This is a genomic window from Chryseobacterium ginsenosidimutans (genome assembly GCF_024807225.1).
GTDB classification, from domain to species: domain Bacteria; phylum Bacteroidota; class Bacteroidia; order Flavobacteriales; family Weeksellaceae; genus Chryseobacterium; species Chryseobacterium ginsenosidimutans.
On the sequence record NZ_JANUCO010000001.1, the window covers coordinates 2,694,886 to 2,711,892 of the forward strand.

Sequence of the window (17,007 nt, forward strand, 5' to 3'; positions counted from 1 at the left end):
ATTAGGTCATTGCGAGGAGCGAAGTAATCTCTATAAATATTAAAGAGTAAAGATTCCTACGGAATGACAAACCTTGGGAATAACTTGAAAATAAAAAAGCGATCCCAAAAGACCGCTTTCCATATTATAAATTCTGCTTAATTCTCTTCGCAGACATATTCAAAAATCGTTTGACGAGCATAATTGCTGAAGCCGTTAATCCTAATCCTAAAGCGATCCACATTCCGAAAGCTCCCATTTTCAAGGTTACACAAAGAAAATATCCTAAAGGAATCGTAATTACCCAATATGCAATAAATGTATAAATAGAAGGAACTTTCACGTCCTGCAAACCTCTCAACATTCCCAATGCCGTTACCTGAATTCCGTCTGATAACTGGAATAAAGCAGCAATAATCATTAATTTGGACGCTAACATAATCACTTCAACTTCTTCTTTTTTCGTGAAGAATGTCGGAAGAATATTTCTTCCCAAAATGAAAATAACTCCGCAGATGCACATGAAAATAAATGCGATTTTCAGATTGTTGATTCCGACTTTTCTTAATTCAACAAAATTCTGTTCGCCCAGTTTTCGACCGATCATTACCGTTGAAGCTACACTGAAACCGATACATAAATTAAAGGTAAAAGAAGCCATGCTCAATGCAATTTGGTGAGAAGCGATATCATGAGCCGAAATCAATCCGCAAATAAAAGCTGCTCCTGCAAAAGCCGTTACTTCAAAAAACATCTGTAAAGCAGTTGGAAAGCCTAATCTTATCATTCTTTCAAACATTTCTTTCGTAAAAACCTGAATTTTTAATGAAAAATCTTTAATATATTGTCTTGTTTTCTTCTCTTTTAAAAGAACAAAATAAAGGAAAACAACCATAAAAATTCTTGCAATTAAACTGGCTAATGCAGAACCTTTTACGCCCATTTCAGGGAAAACCCATAGTCCTTTAATGAAAACATAATTTAAAACGATATTAATGACATTCGCAATGATCGTAGCTTTCGTAACTCCAATCGTATAAGATAATCCTTCCGAAACTTCTCTCAACGTCTGGAAAGCCATAAACGGAACCATACTGATCGCCATTATTCCTAAGAAATCAACCGTATCAGGAATAATTTTCACGGGTTGACCAGTTTTATAGAGTAGTGGTAATCCCAAAAGCAGAATTCCCATTAAAATAATTCCGACGGTCATATTAATGACAAATCCGTGACTGAAAACAGAATTGATCGTTTTGTGATCATTTTTAGAATGCGCTTCCGAAACCAATGGCGGAATGGCAAAAGAAAATCCCAATGCCAAAACAAACATCGAGAAAAATACCGCATTTCCCAGCGATACAGAAGCCAATGCATCGGCCCCGAGTAATTTTCCGACGATGATGTTGTCGAAGAGATTTACCGAGACTTGCCCAACCTGCGTCAACATCACCGGAAGAGCCAGAGTCAAAGCCTCTTTGGTATAGTTTTTATTTAAAAAGCTCATAATTAGTTTATATTCATATAGTTTACATCAAAAAAAAGATTTGCAGTGTGAATACTGCAAATCTTTATATATTTAAAATAATAATAAAATTATTTCCTTACAAAACTTGCAACGTCTTCGGGAGAAACAGTGTTTCCTCCTAAAATAATCAGCCTTTCGACAACATTTCTTAATTCTCTGATATTTCCGGTCCATGAAAGAGCTTTTAAGGCATCAATCGCCTTATCATCAAATTTTTTCAAAGCAGTACCGTGCTCTTCGGAGATCAATCCCGAAAAATGCTCTACCAATAATTTGATGTCTTCTTTTCTCTCATCCAATGGCGGAACATAGATCTCAATCACAGAAAGTCTGTGATAAAGGTCTTCTCTGAATCTTCCCGCTTCAATTTCCACCTGCATATTTTTGTTTGTTGCTGCAAGAACTCTTACATCAACTTTAATTTCTTTATCGCTTCCTACAGGAGAAACTTTGCTTTCCTGAAGTGCTCTCAACACCTTTGCCTGAGCGATTAAACTCATATCTCCGATCTCATCCAGGAAAATAGTACCTCCGTTTGCCTGTTCGAATTTCCCCTGCTTATCCTTAATTGCTCCCGTAAAAGAACCTTTTACGTGTCCAAATAGTTCAGATTCAATAAGTTCTGAAGGAATTGCAGCACAGTTAACTTCTACCATCGGACCTCTTGCTCTTTCACTTTGATTGTGAATCGCATGAGCAACCAATTCTTTTCCCGCACCGTTCGGACCTGTGATCAAAACTCTTGCGTCAGAAACAGCTACCTTTTCGATCATATCCTGAATCTTTTGCAAACCTGCAGATTCACCGATCATTTGGTACTTTTTGTTAACTTTTCTCTTTAATGTTTTATTTTCGGTTTGAAGATTTTTATTTTCTTTCTTCAAAGTTTCTTTAGCCAAAGCATTTTTTACACTGGTAATCAACCTGTTGATATCAATAGGCTTGGAAATAAAGTCGTATGCACCATCTCTTAAGCAAGACACTGCCGAATCGATGTCTGCATGTCCTGAAATCATAATGAAAGTGGATTCTGGTTTCAAGATTAAACTTTGTTTTAAAAGCTCAGTTCCAGAAAGTTTAGGCATTTTGATGTCCGAAATCACCAATGCGAAGTCTTCTTTTTCTATTTGTTTGTAACCTTCAAGTCCATCTTCGGCGATAACAAATTCATAGTCAGTTAGTTCATCAGAAAGAATACTTTGAAGTACCCCTGAGATTGCTTTTTCGTCTTCTACAATAAGGATTTTTTGCATAGTTGCAAATTTAGATTTTTTGATTGAATTATTAGCAAAAACTATACCTAAACCAACTATTTGGAATAATCTCTTCTTCCAAAAATTGCCGATCCCACTCTCACAGAATTAGCTCCGCTTTCAATGGCAATAGGAAAATCATCACTCATTCCCATTGATAATGTTTCCAGCTTTTTCAATTGATTTAATTCATCAAAAACTTGTTTTAGTAGTAAAAATTCCTTTTTTACCTGAGTTTTATCGTCCGTAAAGGTTGCCATTCCCATTAAACCGGTAATTTCTACATTGGGAAAATCTCCGTTTATATATTTTTGGAATAAGTCTTTTGCTTCTTCAATTTCCAATCCGAATTTGCTTTCTTCTTCGGCAATTTTTACTTGAAGTAAAACTTTAATGATACGGTTATGTTTTCCTGCTTCTTTATTAATTTCAATCAATAATTTTTCAGAATCCACACTTTGAATGGTATCAACAAATTCGGCAATATATTTTACTTTGTTGGTTTGTAGATGCCCGATCAAATGCCATTGAATATCTTTCGGAAGAAGAGGATATTTTTCTGTTACTTCCTGAACTTTATTTTCACCAAAAACCCTTTGTCCCAAATCATAAACCTCCTGAATCGCCGAAACAGGATGGGTTTTTGAAACAGCAACCAATTGTACATCAGAAGGAAGCTGGCTTTTTATATCGCTGTAATTTTCTTGAATACTCATAATGGCAAATTTCTGAATTTTAACAGTAAAAAACGAATAGATTATTAATTTATTTGAAATTCAGAAAAATGTATTTAGAAATATCTATTTCGATAATTCGACGAGTTGTGTTTTGAAATTTTCAGGCATTTTCCAACTGTAATCGGAAACTAGTTTTTTATAGACGTTCTTCCATTCCGGAGAGTTTTTATCACTAAGATTTTCTTTGTTTTTTTTCAGATATTTTGCAATTTCATATACCTGATGATAGGTATTATAAGAATTTTCTGATTCTAAAAATGATTTTATTGCAGATTCAGCATCTTTATTTATAACAGATTCAAAACCTTCTTTTTCAAATTTTTGTGCACTTGTCAAATTATTATTTATAGCAGTTTTAATAATAGGTTTTACATCAGGGATTCCGAGTTTCTTTTATAAGTTCTTTACCTTTTTCTCTTAATTTTGAATCAGAAGAATTAAATGCTACTAAGCGAATTTTATTATCTGTTATCTTTTGCTCTGATTTTAGTGCTTTTATGCTGTTATTAAGAGTTTTCTCTTCTTGCTTAAGGCCATCAACCATAGCTTTTTTAGCAATAACGCTTTTATTTAATATAGTATTTTCATCATTTAAAGTATATCCTTTATACAATAAAAATAAGTATCCAATCACTGTGGCTATAATACCAATTAAGCCAAATATTCTTATGGTCTTTGAATTATTCATCTTTACCATTATTTGTTTTAATTGTTGACATTACATCATCCCACATTTTAAAAACTCTGGACAAACAGAAAAAAATTGTTCCTCCAGGTGCAAGAAGTGACAATGCTGTAGGCCAGTTATCCTTTTGTCTTAATAAAAGTATAGCAACAATTATAATAATTAAGGTACACGCTGCAATGATAATCAAATGGAAATATCTTTCCCATTTGAATTTATCAATAAGCCTTTCAATTTCTTCAAAAGTAACTTTTTCCATGTTATAAGTATTTGATTATTAGTAATCAAATATATATAATTAAATAAAGTAAAAGGGTAGTGTTTTTACTGTAATTTCATAATTGAAATTAAATTAATGACAAAGAGAGAATTTTCTTCAGATACAACGAATTTTTAATCGCTGCAGTTCCCCAAGTATTATTAAAAAAGATAAATACTTTATGTTGTGAATTTTTAATTTTTTCAGCTAACTTATCAAGATATTCTTCAGAATATTCTGATTTATAAAGATTGGGTTTTCCGTGAAGCCGATAGTATAGAATATCGGGATGATTGATAATGATATCTTCAGGAAGATTTCCGGGAAAGCTGACTCCTGAGAAAACTAAATTATTTTCTTTTAAAATTTCAAAAATATCATCGCTCCACCAAGATTCATGACGGAATTCTATGACATTTAAATAATTGAAATCAATGTTATTAAGAATTAAATCAATATTTTCCTGTGTATTTTTAAAGGAAGGCGGAAACTGATACAAAAACCCTGAAAGTTTTTCTCCTAAATGAGATTGAATATGAATACAGAACTCTGAAATCTCTTCTTTACAATCTTTCAAGCGTTTTTCATGAGAAATCACTTTTGGAATTTTAATGAAAAATTTAAAATCATCGGGCGTTTCATCAACCCATTTCAACAAGGTTTTGGCAGTTGGTTTTCTGTAAAATGTAGAATTAATTTCAACAGAATTGAATTCCTGAGAATACAAGGTAAGAAAGTCTTTGCTTTTGGCGTCTTCAGGATATAAGGAGCCTTTCCAATCGTTGTTGTAGAAGCCGGAACATCCGATATAGAGATTTTCTTTTTTCATATTTTCAATTTTAGTTTTGGCTAAAGCTTTGTTGTTATTGATTTGAAAGTTTTTATTTTCTCCCGCAGATTTCACAGATTACGCAGATTTTTATTGAAAATATTTTATAGAATTAAAACACAATCATCTGCAAAATCTGCGAGAGAATCAAAAAATTTTATTTAATATTCAAATCAACAGAATTTAATCGCAATGAATTTAAAATCACAGATAATGAACTGAAACTCATCGCCGCAGCCGCAATCATCGGTGATAATAAGATTCCGAAAAATGGATACAATAATCCTGCCGCAATCGGAACTCCCAACACATTATAGATAAAAGCAAAAAACAGATTTTCCTTAATGTTTTTCAAAAGTTTCTCACTTAATAATTTAGCTTTTGCAACACCCAGAATGTCACCTTTTAATAAAGTAATTTCTGCGCTTTCAATCGCTGCATCGGTTCCTGTTCCCATTGCAATCCCTATATTTGCCTGAGCCAAAGCAGGGGAGTCGTTGATTCCGTCGCCGGTCATGGCTACGATTTTACCTTCTTTTTGAAGTCTTTTTACTTCGTTTAATTTATCTTCAGGAAGACAATTTGCTTTAAAATGTTTAATACCCAATTCGTCTGCAACAGCTTTTGCGGTGTGTTCGTTATCACCGGTCATCATGATAATGTCGATGCCTTCGTTTAGTAATTGTTCGACTGCTTTTTTAGAGCTTTCTTTAATTTTATCGGTAAAACTTAGGAAACCCAAAACTTCTTTATCCTGAGCAATATAAGAGATCGTATGCGCTTTTGACTGTACTTCTGTTGCTTTTTGTTTTAAGTTTTCAGGAATCGAAATTTGATGGGATGTCAAAAGATTTTCGTTTCCAAGATAAACCATTTTTCCGTGGATATTTCCTTTAACGCCTTTTCCTGAAATGTTTTCAAAATTGTCTACTTTTTCGAAAGAGATATTTTCATTTTTAGCTTTTTTAATAACAGCATTTGACAACGGATGTTCGGAATTTTGGTTTAATGAATATGCTAATTTTAAGATTAAATCCTGATCATTATTAAGCGTTTCAATATATTCAACGGATGGTTTTCCTTCGGTTAAAGTTCCTGTTTTATCGGTGATGAGAACGTTTACTTTATTCATTTGTTCAAGAGCATCGGCGTTTTTTATTAAGATCCCGTTTTTTGCACCTTTCCCAATCCCCACCATCAAAGACATCGGTGTTGCCAATCCTAAAGCACACGGACAAGCCACAATTAAAACCGCAACCGCATTTACAAAAGCAAACAAAGTTTTTTTGCCTTCCGGACCGAAAAACTGCCATAAAATAAAAGTAAGAACAGCAATTAAAATAACGGTCGGAACAAAAACTTTAGCTACTTTATCTGTCAATTTTTGAATCGGGGCTTTGCTTCGGCTCGCTTCATTTACCATTTTAATAATTTGAGAAAGCAAAGTTTCATCGCCTACTTTTTCAGCTTTCATGATGAAAACCTGGTTTCCGTTAATCGTTCCTGAAGTGACTTTGTCGTCAATATTTTTCTCAACAGGAATCGGTTCGCCCGTAATCATACTTTCATCGACAATAGAATTTCCTTCTGTGATTTTTCCGTCTACAGGAATTTTTTCACCCGGTTTTACTTTTAATAAATCTCCGATTTTAACTTGTGAAAGTAACACCTTTTTTTCTTCACCATTAATGATTAAATTCGCTTCATCAGGAGAGAGATTCATTAATTCGCGGATTGCATTTCCTGTCTTTTTATGGGCTGCAGCTTCCATTAATTGTCCTAAAATAACAAGCGTTAAAATCACACAAACCGCCTCGAAATACAAAGGGATTTCATGATTGTGACCACGAATTTCATGAGGAATAAGATCCGGAAAAATCAAAGAAACAATACTGAAAATAAATGCTGCCGCAACACCCAAAACAATTAAACTGAACATATTTAAATTCCATGTTTTGAACGAAATCCAACCTCTTTTCATCAAAAACCATCCTGAATAAAATAAAACTGGAAGCGTTAAAATCAACTCAATAATTCCCTGAATTTGATGTGAAAAAGGAAAATTAATTAACATTCCGCCCATCGAAAGGATAAAAACAGGAAGGGTAAATGCCAGTGAAATAATGAATTTACGTTTTAAAATATGGTAAGTTTCATCTTCTTCCTCATCTTTATCGGGCATTCTTACCAAATCCATTCCGCAAATCGGACAATCTCCCGGTTCGTCCTGAACAATTTCCGGATGCATCGGACACGTATATTTCGCCACTTTTTTCTCCGGATATTTCACCAGATCCATTCCGCAAACAGGGCAACCAACGTTACTGTCATACACTTTGTCGCCTTCGCAATACATCGGGCAATAATATTTTCCTGCCATTTCATCCGTAACTTTCGGGTTTTCATGATGATGATGGGAATAATCGTGTGAATGTGGTGCGGAATTTTTAACCAAATCTTCAGTAATTTCCTCCAAATGCATGTTGCAAATTGGACAATCTTCTTTCTCATCATAAATTTTATCGCCTTCACAAAACATCGGGCAATAATGTTTTCCAGGATTATCTTTAAAGTTTTCTGGAAGATTTGTCGAAGAAAAAGTGGGTTTGTAATTCGGATCTTTGGCGTGTTTTTCCTCAATCGGAACCAGATACATATTGCAATCAGGACATCTTTTTCCTTGCTGGAAATAGACTTTCTCACCTTCGCATTCCATCGGACAATAATAAACTGAAGAAGGCGAAACCCTGTCCTGCGGTTTTATAAAAGCTTTTTCGGAGTTATTGGGATCTTCGAGCCTGTAATTTCCGATTTCTTCTAATGCTTTATTTAATGTCTTAAGTTCGATCGGTTTGTCGGAAATTATTGTTGCTGTGCTATTTTCAAGATTAATTTCCGCGTTAATTCCTTCTATATTATTGAGTTTTTCTGAGATCTTTTTCTGACAGCCGGAGCAAGTCATTCCCAGAATTTTATATTGTTGTTGCATGATCCTTTAATTTATACTGCAAATTTCCAAAATGAAAGCGGAAGGTTGTTATAAATTTAAGGATAATGTTTATAGAATTTAGTTTGAGGGTGGGAGTGTTGGAGTGTATTAGAGTTTAAGAGTGGGAGCGATGCAGAGTATCAGAGTTTTGCGTAAAAGTGGATTTTTACACAGATTTTCTGTTGTTAAATATCATAGATGTAATTATTAAAACTCAAAAAACTCTCAAACACTAGAACTCTCAGACTCAAATTTGATCCAAAGCTTTTCTATTATGAACTTTCAGTTTTTTGAATTCGGTAGGAGTGAAGCCTGTACTGTTTCGGAATTGAGAAGATAAATGCTGAACGCTTTTATAGCCTAGTTTTCCAGCGATTTCCGTTAAAGTAAATTCATTATAAAGAAGAAGTTCTTTTACTTTTTCGATTTTTTGAAGGATAAAGAAACTGTTCCAGCGTAATATTTTCGTTCTGTGAAAAGGTTTTCGAAAGTGCGCTATAATCTTTATGAAGTTTTGAGCTTAAAAATTCGGACAAAAGAAAATTTTCATCAATATCAAGTTCACTGATTTTTATAATCGCAAGGTTTTTAATTTTCTCAATAACTTGATGTGAAGAGTCTCTTATTCGTTCAAATCCGGTTTCTAACAATTGATTTTCTAAGGATTGAAGGTCTTTGTCGGAAACTTCGGATTCAGTTTCGACTTCACCGAGGTTGATCGATGTAATTTTAATTTCAACCTCATTAAAAATGCGCTCCACAGCAGAAATACATCTGCCGCAAACCATATTTTTCACAAAGATTTTCATAACTGACTGTTTAATCTGTCTTTTACGAACTCAACTTTTGTTTTTCCGTGAGGAGCTGGATTCCATCCTCGCCAAGATTTACCATTACGATTTTATCGACAGTAATAATGGTTTGATGAGTCATTTTATTTCGTACATCACACTTTAATGTAAGCGAAGTAGAGCCAAAAGCCGAAACTTCAATACCAATTTCAATAATATCTCCCTGTTTTGCAGAGCTTACGAAATTGATTTCAGAGATAAATTTTGTGACTATTTTTTTGTTTTCTAACTGAATCACAGCATATAAAGCAGCTTCTTCGTCGATCCACTGTAATAATCTTCCTCCAAAAAGAGATTGATTAGGATTTAAGTCTTCCGGTTTTACCCATTTTCTAGTGTGATAATTCATAGGTGAAATTTTGTAGGGCAAATTTAGCGCTAAAAACTGGCTTTATCAAACGAATTGGATTCAGTTATCAAAAGAGAATTATTTATAGCCTCAATTATTTCTTTTTTAATTGTATTGTTTTATTCTTGTCTTTTGTTTAAAAAAGATTTGTGGTAAAAAGCAGAATAGTTTTTCAATAGCTTTATAAAATTATTCACTTAATCGATGATACATGCTTTATATTAAGGAATACAGCCTTAAATATTAATTATTTTGTAATACTGATTTTGAAAATTTTCACCAATATTTTATTTTTGAATTGTAAATTCTTATTAATAAGGTGGCTTTTGACAAATATTCATAAAAATTTCATAATGAATTAATAGTTTTTAACGAAAGAATACTTTAGTTGTAAATTTTACTGAAATATTTTGTAAAAAAGCTTTGATATGAAATTAATAATCGTATCTTGCACCTGTCTTATATCTGGAATCAATATTTGTTCAACCTTATATGTTGTTTTTCTTTTATAAACCAAATCATTGTTAACATTTTTAATTTTTAACTCAGATGAACATTTTTGTTTCAAACATCAACTACGCAACTAAAGATTATGAGTTGCAGGATCTATTTTCAGAATTTGGAGAGGTTTCTTCTGTAAAAATCATTACAGATAAAGAAACTGGTCGTTCTAGAGGTTTCGGTTTTATCGAAATGGAGGACGCTGAAGGACAGCAAGCTATTGAAGCTCTTAACCAAAAAGAATTCAACGGAAAAGAACTAAACGTTTCAGAAGCTAAACCAAGAGAGGAGAAGCCAAGAAGAACTTTCGGTAACAGTACTGGAGGTGGTAACAGAAGCGGTGGCGGTGGCTACGGTGGAGGTAACAGAAGCGGCGGTGGCGGTGGCTACGGCGGCGGTAACAGAAGCGGTGGCGGAGGTTACAGCGGCGGTGGAGATCGTGGCGGAAACGGCGGTGGAAAACGTTGGTAAAAAATATAAGCGGCTTTTATAAGCCGCTTTTTTTTATGGGCTTAATTCAGAATAGATTATTTCATTAGATTCTAAAAGGCAAACTTATTGTCTTTTGGCATAATTTTAGAGAAATTTTTAACCAAGCAAAACTTATTAAAATGAAAAGACATGTATTGGTATTTTTAATGATGTTCGCAGGACTATTGCTTAATGCACAGAATATCTACAACGGTCAAAATATCGATCAGAACAAAAAGTACTGGTCGGGTAATAATCAATATTATTTATTATTTCAGAATGATGGCAATTTGGTTCTGTATAATAGAAGAGGAAATTCTATTTGGGATTCTAAGACTACAGGAAGAGGAACAAGAGCTACTTTTCAAGATGATGGTAATCTTGTAGTATATACTTCAGGAAATGGTGTTGCCTTTAGTTCTAATACAAACGGAAGACGTGCTGATAAATTAACAATACAGGATGATGGTAATCTTGTTATTTATAATAGAACAAATCCTTTATGGGCTTCAAAAAACAGCAGTAGTAATAACGATAATGGATATGGATTTCGCGGAGGATATGTGAATTTGGGATACAAATTTTATCGAGGTACAAAAGTTTTTTCTTCAGATCGTAATTATTATTTAATTTTTCAAAATGATGGAAACTTGGTTTTATCGGCTAATAATGGAGATCCAATCTGGAGTTCAGGAACGGATAATAAAGGAAGTAAAGCTGAATTTCAAAACGATGGTAATTTAGTAGTTTATGATTCTTATAACAGGTCGGTTTGGAGTTCGAATACAGCTAACAAAGGGGTAACTAAATTAACAATACAAAATGATGGCAATTTAGTAATCTATGGAAGTTCGTCTCCGGTTTGGAGTTCCGAAACTCAACGATAATATTTCAGTGAATCAAATATATATAGAGAGCATTACGAAAAGGTAATGCTTTTATTTTTCCTGATCTTTCTTCTTCTTTTTTTTCTTGTCTTTTTCCTTAATTTTCTTTTTATCTTTCTTCGGATTTAGAACCTCATTGGCGTATTCAAATTCCGGTTCTTTTGTGATTGTTGGGTTGGCTTCAATATTAATGTTAAAGTCTTTTAAATCCTTCTGTGAGATCAGATTTTCATTAATTAAAAATCCTAAGATTTCTTTCCCTGAATTATTGAAAAAATTAAGTGAAAGTTCTTTTAATAAGAATTTTTTATACTCTTCAAAAGGAACCAATACATTGTATTTGAAAATCCTTCCTTCTTTTACAGTAGATAAATATCCTTTTTCTACCAATATTTTTAAATAAGTGGAAACAGTATTCTGATGTGGTTTTGGCTCAGGATGCTGCTCCATAACGTCTTTTAAATAAAAGGAATCCATTTTCCAGAATAGTTTCATTAAGTTTTCTTCGGCAGAGGTGAGATGATTTATTTTCATATTAAATTCTTAATGTTGAAATTGTATATTGCAATAAAGGTAAAGAAAAGATACCATAAAAGCAATTCCGGCGCCCATCAATACCTCTTTTACGGTATGTCTTTTTAAAATGACACGGGTAATTCCTACCAAACTTGCAATGCCTAACCAAATTAATCCCATCATCGGATTTAAAGCAAAAAATAAAGCAGCCACAAATATATTGAAGGAAGTATGCATCGAACTTTTAATGAAAAAATTACTGATTTGCATGGCGAAAAGCAAAATCAAAACAAATAGCATGATAAAATCAATATATCCGTTTTTGAAATAATTATAGGCAATATAAGCAATGACACAAACAGCGATAAAAACGTACAACGTCTTTCTCTGAATACGATTCGACACATCCATATTGGTGTATCTTCCTGTTTTTACATTCCACACGAGCCAAATAACCACCGGAATAATAACCATTAATAATATCGGAAGAAAATAGACAACTGAATCATGCAAGCTATAATTTCTAACACTCATATATACGAAAAATATGAACAAAGAAACCAAAGGATTAAAGAAATCTGAGATGATTTTTGAAATTTTATGAAGAGCTGAAGGCTGTTTTTCTTCCATATTTAAGTTTGATAATGTAAATATAATACTATAACCAAAAAAACAATTGGTATGTATACAATAAAAACGAAGTTTTTTTTATAATTTTGCTCAACTATTTCATAATAAATAAGCAAGAGCTCAACACATGAAAGAATTTTCTAAAGAGGTATACCTGAAGTGGTATGAAGATATGACAATGTGGAGAAGGTTTGAAGACAAATGCCGTTCTCTTTATCTAAAACAAAAAATCAGAGGTTTTTTACATTTGTATAACGGTCAGGAGGCTATTCCTGCTGGTTTCACGCATGCAATGGATTTAACCAAAGATAGTATGATCACTGCTTACAGATGTCACATCCATCCGATGGCGATGGGGGTAGATCCTAAAAGAATCATGGCAGAACTTTGTGGCAAGGCTACAGGTACTTCCGGAGGTATGGGTGGATCTATGCACATTTTCAGCAAAGAACATAGATTTTATGGAGGTCACGGTATCGTTGGAGGTCAGATTCCTTTGGGAGCAGGTATTGCTTTCGCGGATAAGTTTTTTGACAGAAAAGCGGTAAATATCTGCTTTTTCGGAGATGGAGCGGCTAGACAGGGTTCATTACATGAAACGTTTAACATGGCGATGAACTGGAAATTACCGGTGATTTTCGTTGTTGAAAACAATCAGTATGCAATGGGAACTTCTGTTAAAAGAACAGCGAACCACGAAGATATCTACAAATTAGGTTTAGGGTACGAAATGCCTTGTCTTGCTGTAGATGCAATGGATCCTGAGAAAGTAGCTGAAGCTGCTTACGAAGCGATCGAAAGAGCTAGAAGAGGAGACGGACCAACTTTCATCGAGGCTAGAACGTATCGTTTCAGAGGACACTCTATGTCTGATGCAGAACCTTACAGATCTAAGGAAGAAGTGGCTATCCACAAAAATGACGATCCAATTGAATTGATTAAACAAAGAATTTTGGATAACAATTGGGCGACTGAAGCAGAATTGGAAGCTACAGATAACAAATCAAGAGATTTCGTTGAAGAATGTATCGAGTTCATGGAAAACTCTCCGTATCCGGATGTAGAAAAAGTGTATGAATATGTATATTCTCAGGAAAACTACCCATTCTTAGATAAATTAGAAAACTAATAATAATTTGCTGATAGGATGATATGGTGTGTTATTTTAACTTTCACTTTTCTTATCATCACTTCATCACATTAACAAATTAAAAATTAAATTATGGCAGAAGTTATTACAATGCCGCGTCTTTCCGATACTATGACGGAAGGTAAGGTGGCAAAATGGCATAAAAAAGTAGGAGATAAAGTAAAAGAAGGAGATATTTTAGCTGAAATTGAAACTGATAAAGCTGTTCAGGATTTCGAATCTGAAATTGATGGTACCCTTTTATACATCGGTGTAGAAGAAGGTAACGCAGCTGCTGTAGACTCTGTTTTGGCAATTATCGGTAATGAAGGAGAAGATATTTCAGGATTAACGGGTGGAGCTGCTGCTCCCGCTGCAAATGCTTCTGAAGAGAAAAAAGAAGAGCCTAAAGCTGAAACAACTGCTGCTCCGGAGCAAGCTTCTGCGGAAGTTCCTGCTGGAGTAGAAGTGATTACAATGCCAAGACTTTCTGATACAATGACGGAAGGTAAAGTGGCGAAATGGCACAAAAACGTAGGAGATACAGTAAAAGAAGGAGATCTTCTTGCTGAGATCGAAACAGATAAAGCGGTTCAGGATTTCGAATCTGAATTCAACGGAGTATTATTGAAGCAAGGTGTTGAAGAAGGTGGTGCTTCTCCTGTTGATACAGTATTGGCAATTATAGGACCTGCAGGAACAGATGTTTCCGGAGTTGGTGCTGCAGAACCTGCGGCTCAATCTTCAGAAAAACCTACAGAACAAAAAACTGAGTCTAAAGCAGAAGAGAAATCGGTTGCACAAACGGTAAGTTCTTCATCTTCAGACAGAGTGGCAATTTCTCCGTTGGCGAAGAAAATCGCTCAGGAAAAGGGTGTTGATATTCACAGTGTTCAAGGTTCTGGTGAAAACGGAAGAATCGTTAAGAAAGACATTGAAAATTATCAGCCATCTGCAAAACCTGCTGCTTCTGCGCCGACTGCAAGTCCTGCTGCTCAAGTTGCTTTAAGCTTTGTACAGGGAGAAGATACAGAGACTCCAAACTCTCAGGTAAGAAATATCATTGCGAAACGTCTTGCTGAAAGTAAATTCTCTGCTCCACACTACTATTTAATGGTAGAAATCAATATGGATAAAGCCATTGATGCTAGAAAAGAGATCAATTCTTTACCTGATACAAAAATTTCTTTCAACGATATGATTATTAAAGCGACTGCAATTGCTTTAAGAAAACACCCTCAGGTTAATTCAAGTTGGGCGGGTGATAAGATCATTCACAGAGGAAATATTAATATTGGGGTTGCGGTTGCGATTCCTGACGGATTGGTAGTTCCGGTTCTTAAGAACACAGATCAGATGAGTTATACTCAAATTTCTGCTGGTGTTAAAGATATGGCTGGAAGAGCAAAATCTAAAGGTCTTAAAGCAAACGAAATGGAAGGTTCTACTTTCTCGATCTCAAACTTAGGAATGTTCGGAATTGAAACTTTCACAAGTATCATCAATCAACCCAATTCTGCCATCCTTTCAGTAGGAGCAATTATCGAGAAACCGATTGTGAAAAACGGACAAATCGTGGTTGGAAACATCATGAAGCTTTCATTAGCTTGTGATCACAGAGTGGTAGACGGTGCTACAGGTGCTCAGTTCTTACAAACTTTAAAAACATATTTAGAAAGTCCTCTAAGTTTATTAGTGTAATTTTCTAACGTTTTAAAATATTGAAAAACGCTTCTCGATTTTGAGAAGCGTTTTTTGTTTTAAATTATTTAAATGTAAGACATCCCACGCAGTTTGTCTTCCCATAGGGATCTAAGCACGAATCTTTCCATTCTATTTTCTAATACTATGCCTAGATCTCTACGAGATGACAAACTTTATGATTATTTTTTGAAATTTGAAATGACCGACTGCTGTCCTAGCCCAGATAGAAACGGCTACCCCACAGCAAGCGCAGGAAAGAGCTTTGGAGCGAGGAGTAATAGTGGAGAGCTGGAAATAGCTTCAGAAAGAAGAATTTGAGAATATTTTTTTAACGTTGTCAATAATGAAAAATCCACCATTTATAATTCACCTTAAAATTATCTCATATTTCAAATCAATTTACTATTTTTGAATCATGATTAAAGCAAAAAATATCCATAAATTTTATGGGAATTTAGAAGTATTAAAAGGGGTTGATATTCATATAAAAGTAGGCGAAGTTGTCTCTATTGTCGGAGAATCGGGAGCTGGAAAATCTACGCTTTTACAGATTTTAGGAACTTTGGATCAGCCAAGTACATCGAATAAATTCGGTACCGAAATTTCTATTGCCGGAGAATCTTTCATCAATATGAATGATAAACAGCTTTCTAAATTCAGAAACCAGAATATCGGTTTTGTATTTCAGTTTCATCAGTTGCTTCCTGAATTTACTGCTTTGGAAAATGTTTTATTGCCTACAAAAATTGCAGGAGCGAACGAAAAAGAAGCGTTAGAAAAGGCGTATGCTTTATTTGAAGATCTAAAGATCGAACCAAGATTGCATCATAAACCGAATCAATTATCAGGAGGTGAAGCGCAGAGAGTAGCGGTTGCGAGAGCTTTAATCAATTCTCCGAAAATTATTTTTGCAGACGAACCGACAGGAAATCTGGATTCTAAAAATGCGGATGATCTACACAGGTTATTCTTCGATTTAAGGGATAAATACGACCAAACCTTTGTCATTGTAACCCACAATCCGAATCTTGCTGAAATTACCGACCGAAAATTAGTCATGAAAGACGGAATGATTATCGAATAAAATTCCGACAAATGATGAAACATCTTATTTTTTTATTTCTTTTTTTTATTTCCTGTTCAAAAATTGAATCTCAGGCTACAAATGCTATTGATTATTTACCGAAATCAAAAATTTTGGAGATAAAGAATTATATTAAAGGAAAAAATTACAATCAGAATTTGGCTGTTTTTATCAACTTTAAAATAAATTCCGGAAAGTACAGATATTTCGTTTACGATTTGAAAAACGATAAAATAGTACAAAAAGCCGTTGTTGCGCATGGTGAAGGTTCTGTTGTTAAAAATTCACAGGCTTTACAGTTCAGCAATGTCGACGGTTTCTCATCAGTCATCTTTAGGGAAATATGAAATTCGCGAAAGCTATAACGGAAAATTTGGGAAAGCCTATCGATTGGATGGTTTGGATGAAACCAATAGCAATGCAAGAGCAAGGGCAATCGTTCTACATTCCTATTATTGCATTGAAGATAATGAATCGACAAATCCGGCGTGTTTGAGTTTTGGTTGTCCGATGCTTTCAAAAAACGCATTTATTGAAACTGCAAAATTTATAGATCACTCTAAACAACCTATTATTTTATATGCTTTTTATTAAGTTTATAATTCATCATTCATAACTCATAATTT

The 17,007-nt window shown here is 34.1% G+C and carries 19 protein-coding genes and 1 pseudogene; 7 read left to right on the top strand and 13 right to left on the bottom strand.

Annotation, left to right across the window (positions count from 1 at the left end):
* Positions 1 to 124 precede the first annotated feature (124 nt).
* The 11 genes and pseudogenes from J3D55_RS12630 to J3D55_RS12680 all read right to left on the bottom strand — a co-directional run bounded on the left by J3D55_RS12630 (position 125) and on the right by J3D55_RS12680 (position 9,459).
* Positions 125 to 1,486: an MATE family efflux transporter gene (locus J3D55_RS12630; RefSeq protein WP_259131582.1), complete on the bottom strand. Its 1,362-nt coding sequence runs from the start codon at positions 1,484 to 1,486 to the stop codon at positions 125 to 127.
* Between the two features lie 89 nt (positions 1,487 to 1,575).
* Positions 1,576 to 2,760, bottom strand: coding sequence for a sigma-54-dependent transcriptional regulator (locus tag J3D55_RS12635; protein ID WP_259131583.1), 1,185 nt, complete (start codon positions 2,758 to 2,760; stop codon positions 1,576 to 1,578).
* Between the two features lie 56 nt (positions 2,761 to 2,816).
* Positions 2,817 to 3,476: a YggS family pyridoxal phosphate-dependent enzyme gene (locus tag J3D55_RS12640; protein WP_259131585.1), complete on the bottom strand. Its 660-nt coding sequence runs from the start codon at positions 3,474 to 3,476 to the stop codon at positions 2,817 to 2,819.
* 84 nt (positions 3,477 to 3,560) lie between these two features.
* The gene (locus J3D55_RS12645; RefSeq protein WP_259131586.1) at positions 3,561 to 3,833 is read right to left on the bottom strand and encodes a hypothetical protein; all 273 of its coding nucleotides are present in this window, start codon (positions 3,831 to 3,833) and stop codon (positions 3,561 to 3,563) included.
* A gap of 37 nt (positions 3,834 to 3,870) precedes the next feature.
* Positions 3,871 to 4,185, bottom strand: coding sequence for a hypothetical protein (locus J3D55_RS12650; RefSeq protein WP_259131588.1), 315 nt, complete (start codon positions 4,183 to 4,185; stop codon positions 3,871 to 3,873).
* Positions 4,178 to 4,441, bottom strand: coding sequence for a hypothetical protein (locus tag J3D55_RS12655; protein ID WP_259131590.1), 264 nt, complete (start codon positions 4,439 to 4,441; stop codon positions 4,178 to 4,180). Before J3D55_RS12655 ends, J3D55_RS12650 begins: the two co-directional genes overlap by 8 nt.
* 88 nt (positions 4,442 to 4,529) lie before the next feature.
* Positions 4,530 to 5,270, bottom strand: coding sequence for a DUF72 domain-containing protein (locus J3D55_RS12660; protein ID WP_259131592.1), 741 nt, complete (start codon positions 5,268 to 5,270; stop codon positions 4,530 to 4,532).
* 157 nt (positions 5,271 to 5,427) lie between these two features.
* Entirely contained in the window at positions 5,428 to 8,259 is a 2,832-nt protein-coding gene (locus J3D55_RS12665) for a heavy metal translocating P-type ATPase (protein ID WP_259131595.1), read from the bottom strand.
* Positions 8,260 to 8,506: 247 nt separating this feature from the next.
* Positions 8,507 to 8,767: a helix-turn-helix domain-containing protein gene (locus tag J3D55_RS12670; RefSeq protein ID WP_310467505.1), complete on the bottom strand. Its 261-nt coding sequence runs from the start codon at positions 8,765 to 8,767 to the stop codon at positions 8,507 to 8,509.
* Positions 8,655 to 9,068 carry an AraC family transcriptional regulator gene (locus tag J3D55_RS12675; RefSeq protein ID WP_259131597.1) on the bottom strand — a complete coding sequence of 138 codons (414 nt, stop codon included), beginning with the start codon at positions 9,066 to 9,068 and terminating at the stop codon, positions 8,655 to 8,657. The genes J3D55_RS12670 and J3D55_RS12675 overlap by 113 nt, the downstream gene beginning before the upstream one ends.
* A pseudogene (locus J3D55_RS12680) lies at positions 9,065 to 9,459 on the bottom strand (acyl-CoA thioesterase). The gene J3D55_RS12675 and the pseudogene J3D55_RS12680 overlap by 4 nt, the downstream one beginning before the upstream one ends.
* Before the next feature lie 549 nt (positions 9,460 to 10,008).
* Here J3D55_RS12680 and rbp point away from each other — a divergent pair.
* Together rbp and J3D55_RS12690 are read left to right on the top strand one after the other, a co-directional pair.
* Positions 10,009 to 10,431 (top strand): RNA-binding regulator, encoded by a 423-nt coding sequence (gene rbp, locus J3D55_RS12685; protein ID WP_259131599.1) that lies wholly within the window; start codon positions 10,009 to 10,011, stop codon positions 10,429 to 10,431.
* Between the two features lie 140 nt (positions 10,432 to 10,571).
* The gene (locus tag J3D55_RS12690) at positions 10,572 to 11,318 is read left to right on the top strand and encodes a hypothetical protein (protein ID WP_259131600.1); all 747 of its coding nucleotides are present in this window, start codon (positions 10,572 to 10,574) and stop codon (positions 11,316 to 11,318) included.
* Between the two features lie 51 nt (positions 11,319 to 11,369).
* Here J3D55_RS12690 and J3D55_RS12695 read toward each other — a convergent pair whose 3' ends face one another.
* Both J3D55_RS12695 and J3D55_RS12700 read right to left on the bottom strand, forming a co-directional pair.
* Entirely contained in the window at positions 11,370 to 11,852 is a 483-nt protein-coding gene (locus tag J3D55_RS12695) for a BlaI/MecI/CopY family transcriptional regulator (protein WP_259131602.1), read from the bottom strand.
* A gap of 9 nt (positions 11,853 to 11,861) precedes the next feature.
* The gene (locus tag J3D55_RS12700; protein ID WP_259131603.1) at positions 11,862 to 12,464 is read right to left on the bottom strand and encodes a phosphatase PAP2 family protein; all 603 of its coding nucleotides are present in this window, start codon (positions 12,462 to 12,464) and stop codon (positions 11,862 to 11,864) included.
* A 127-nt stretch (positions 12,465 to 12,591) separates the two neighbouring features.
* Here J3D55_RS12700 and pdhA point away from each other — a divergent pair, with 127 nt between their 5' ends.
* The 5 genes from pdhA (at position 12,592) to J3D55_RS12725 (ending at position 16,975) form a co-directional block, all read left to right on the top strand.
* Complete coding sequence (gene pdhA, locus J3D55_RS12705) at positions 12,592 to 13,593, top strand: pyruvate dehydrogenase (acetyl-transferring) E1 component subunit alpha (protein WP_259131604.1); 1,002 nt, start codon at positions 12,592 to 12,594, stop codon at positions 13,591 to 13,593.
* 93 nt (positions 13,594 to 13,686) lie between these two features.
* Positions 13,687 to 15,294, top strand: a complete 1,608-nt coding sequence (locus tag J3D55_RS12710) for a dihydrolipoyl dehydrogenase family protein (protein WP_259131605.1) — start codon at positions 13,687 to 13,689, stop codon at positions 15,292 to 15,294.
* 418 nt (positions 15,295 to 15,712) lie between these two features.
* A complete protein-coding gene (locus J3D55_RS12715) occupies positions 15,713 to 16,381 on the top strand; it encodes an ABC transporter ATP-binding protein (protein WP_259131606.1) in 669 nt (222 codons plus the stop codon).
* A gap of 11 nt (positions 16,382 to 16,392) precedes the next feature.
* Positions 16,393 to 16,728, top strand: a complete 336-nt coding sequence (locus J3D55_RS12720) for a murein L,D-transpeptidase catalytic domain-containing protein (RefSeq protein ID WP_259131607.1) — start codon at positions 16,393 to 16,395, stop codon at positions 16,726 to 16,728.
* Positions 16,688 to 16,975 (top strand): murein L,D-transpeptidase catalytic domain-containing protein, encoded by a 288-nt coding sequence (locus J3D55_RS12725; RefSeq protein ID WP_259131609.1) that lies wholly within the window; start codon positions 16,688 to 16,690, stop codon positions 16,973 to 16,975. Before J3D55_RS12720 ends, J3D55_RS12725 begins: the two co-directional genes overlap by 41 nt.
* The last annotated feature ends 32 nt before the right edge of the window (positions 16,976 to 17,007 follow it).

Excerpts from the sequence above, each read along its gene's own strand:
- J3D55_RS12650 (WP_259131588.1), bottom strand. The coding sequence starts at position 4,185 with ATGAATAATTCAAAGACCATAAGAATATTTGGCTTAATTGGTATTATA.
- J3D55_RS12635 (WP_259131583.1), bottom strand. The coding sequence starts at position 2,760 with ATGCAAAAAATCCTTATTGTAGAAGACGAAAAAGCAATCTCAGGGGTA.
- rbp (WP_259131599.1), top strand. The coding sequence starts at position 10,009 with ATGAACATTTTTGTTTCAAACATCAACTACGCAACTAAAGATTATGAG.
- J3D55_RS12640 (WP_259131585.1), bottom strand. The coding sequence starts at position 3,476 with ATGAGTATTCAAGAAAATTACAGCGATATAAAAAGCCAGCTTCCTTCT.
- J3D55_RS12675 (WP_259131597.1), bottom strand. The coding sequence starts at position 9,068 with ATGAAAATCTTTGTGAAAAATATGGTTTGCGGCAGATGTATTTCTGCT.
- J3D55_RS12630 (WP_259131582.1), bottom strand. The coding sequence starts at position 1,486 with ATGAGCTTTTTAAATAAAAACTATACCAAAGAGGCTTTGACTCTGGCT.
- pdhA (WP_259131604.1), top strand. The coding sequence starts at position 12,592 with ATGAAAGAATTTTCTAAAGAGGTATACCTGAAGTGGTATGAAGATATG.
- J3D55_RS12660 (WP_259131592.1), bottom strand. The coding sequence starts at position 5,270 with ATGAAAAAAGAAAATCTCTATATCGGATGTTCCGGCTTCTACAACAAC.
- J3D55_RS12710 (WP_259131605.1), top strand. The coding sequence starts at position 13,687 with ATGGCAGAAGTTATTACAATGCCGCGTCTTTCCGATACTATGACGGAA.
- J3D55_RS12720 (WP_259131607.1), top strand. The coding sequence starts at position 16,393 with ATGATGAAACATCTTATTTTTTTATTTCTTTTTTTTATTTCCTGTTCA.
- J3D55_RS12725 (WP_259131609.1), top strand. The coding sequence starts at position 16,688 with ATGTCGACGGTTTCTCATCAGTCATCTTTAGGGAAATATGAAATTCGC.
- J3D55_RS12655 (WP_259131590.1), bottom strand. The coding sequence starts at position 4,441 with ATGGAAAAAGTTACTTTTGAAGAAATTGAAAGGCTTATTGATAAATTC.
- J3D55_RS12715 (WP_259131606.1), top strand. The coding sequence starts at position 15,713 with ATGATTAAAGCAAAAAATATCCATAAATTTTATGGGAATTTAGAAGTA.
- J3D55_RS12700 (WP_259131603.1), bottom strand. The coding sequence starts at position 12,464 with ATGGAAGAAAAACAGCCTTCAGCTCTTCATAAAATTTCAAAAATCATC.
- J3D55_RS12665 (WP_259131595.1), bottom strand. The coding sequence starts at position 8,259 with ATGCAACAACAATATAAAATTCTGGGAATGACTTGCTCCGGCTGTCAG.
- J3D55_RS12695 (WP_259131602.1), bottom strand. The coding sequence starts at position 11,852 with ATGAAAATAAATCATCTCACCTCTGCCGAAGAAAACTTAATGAAACTA.
- J3D55_RS12690 (WP_259131600.1), top strand. The coding sequence starts at position 10,572 with ATGAAAAGACATGTATTGGTATTTTTAATGATGTTCGCAGGACTATTG.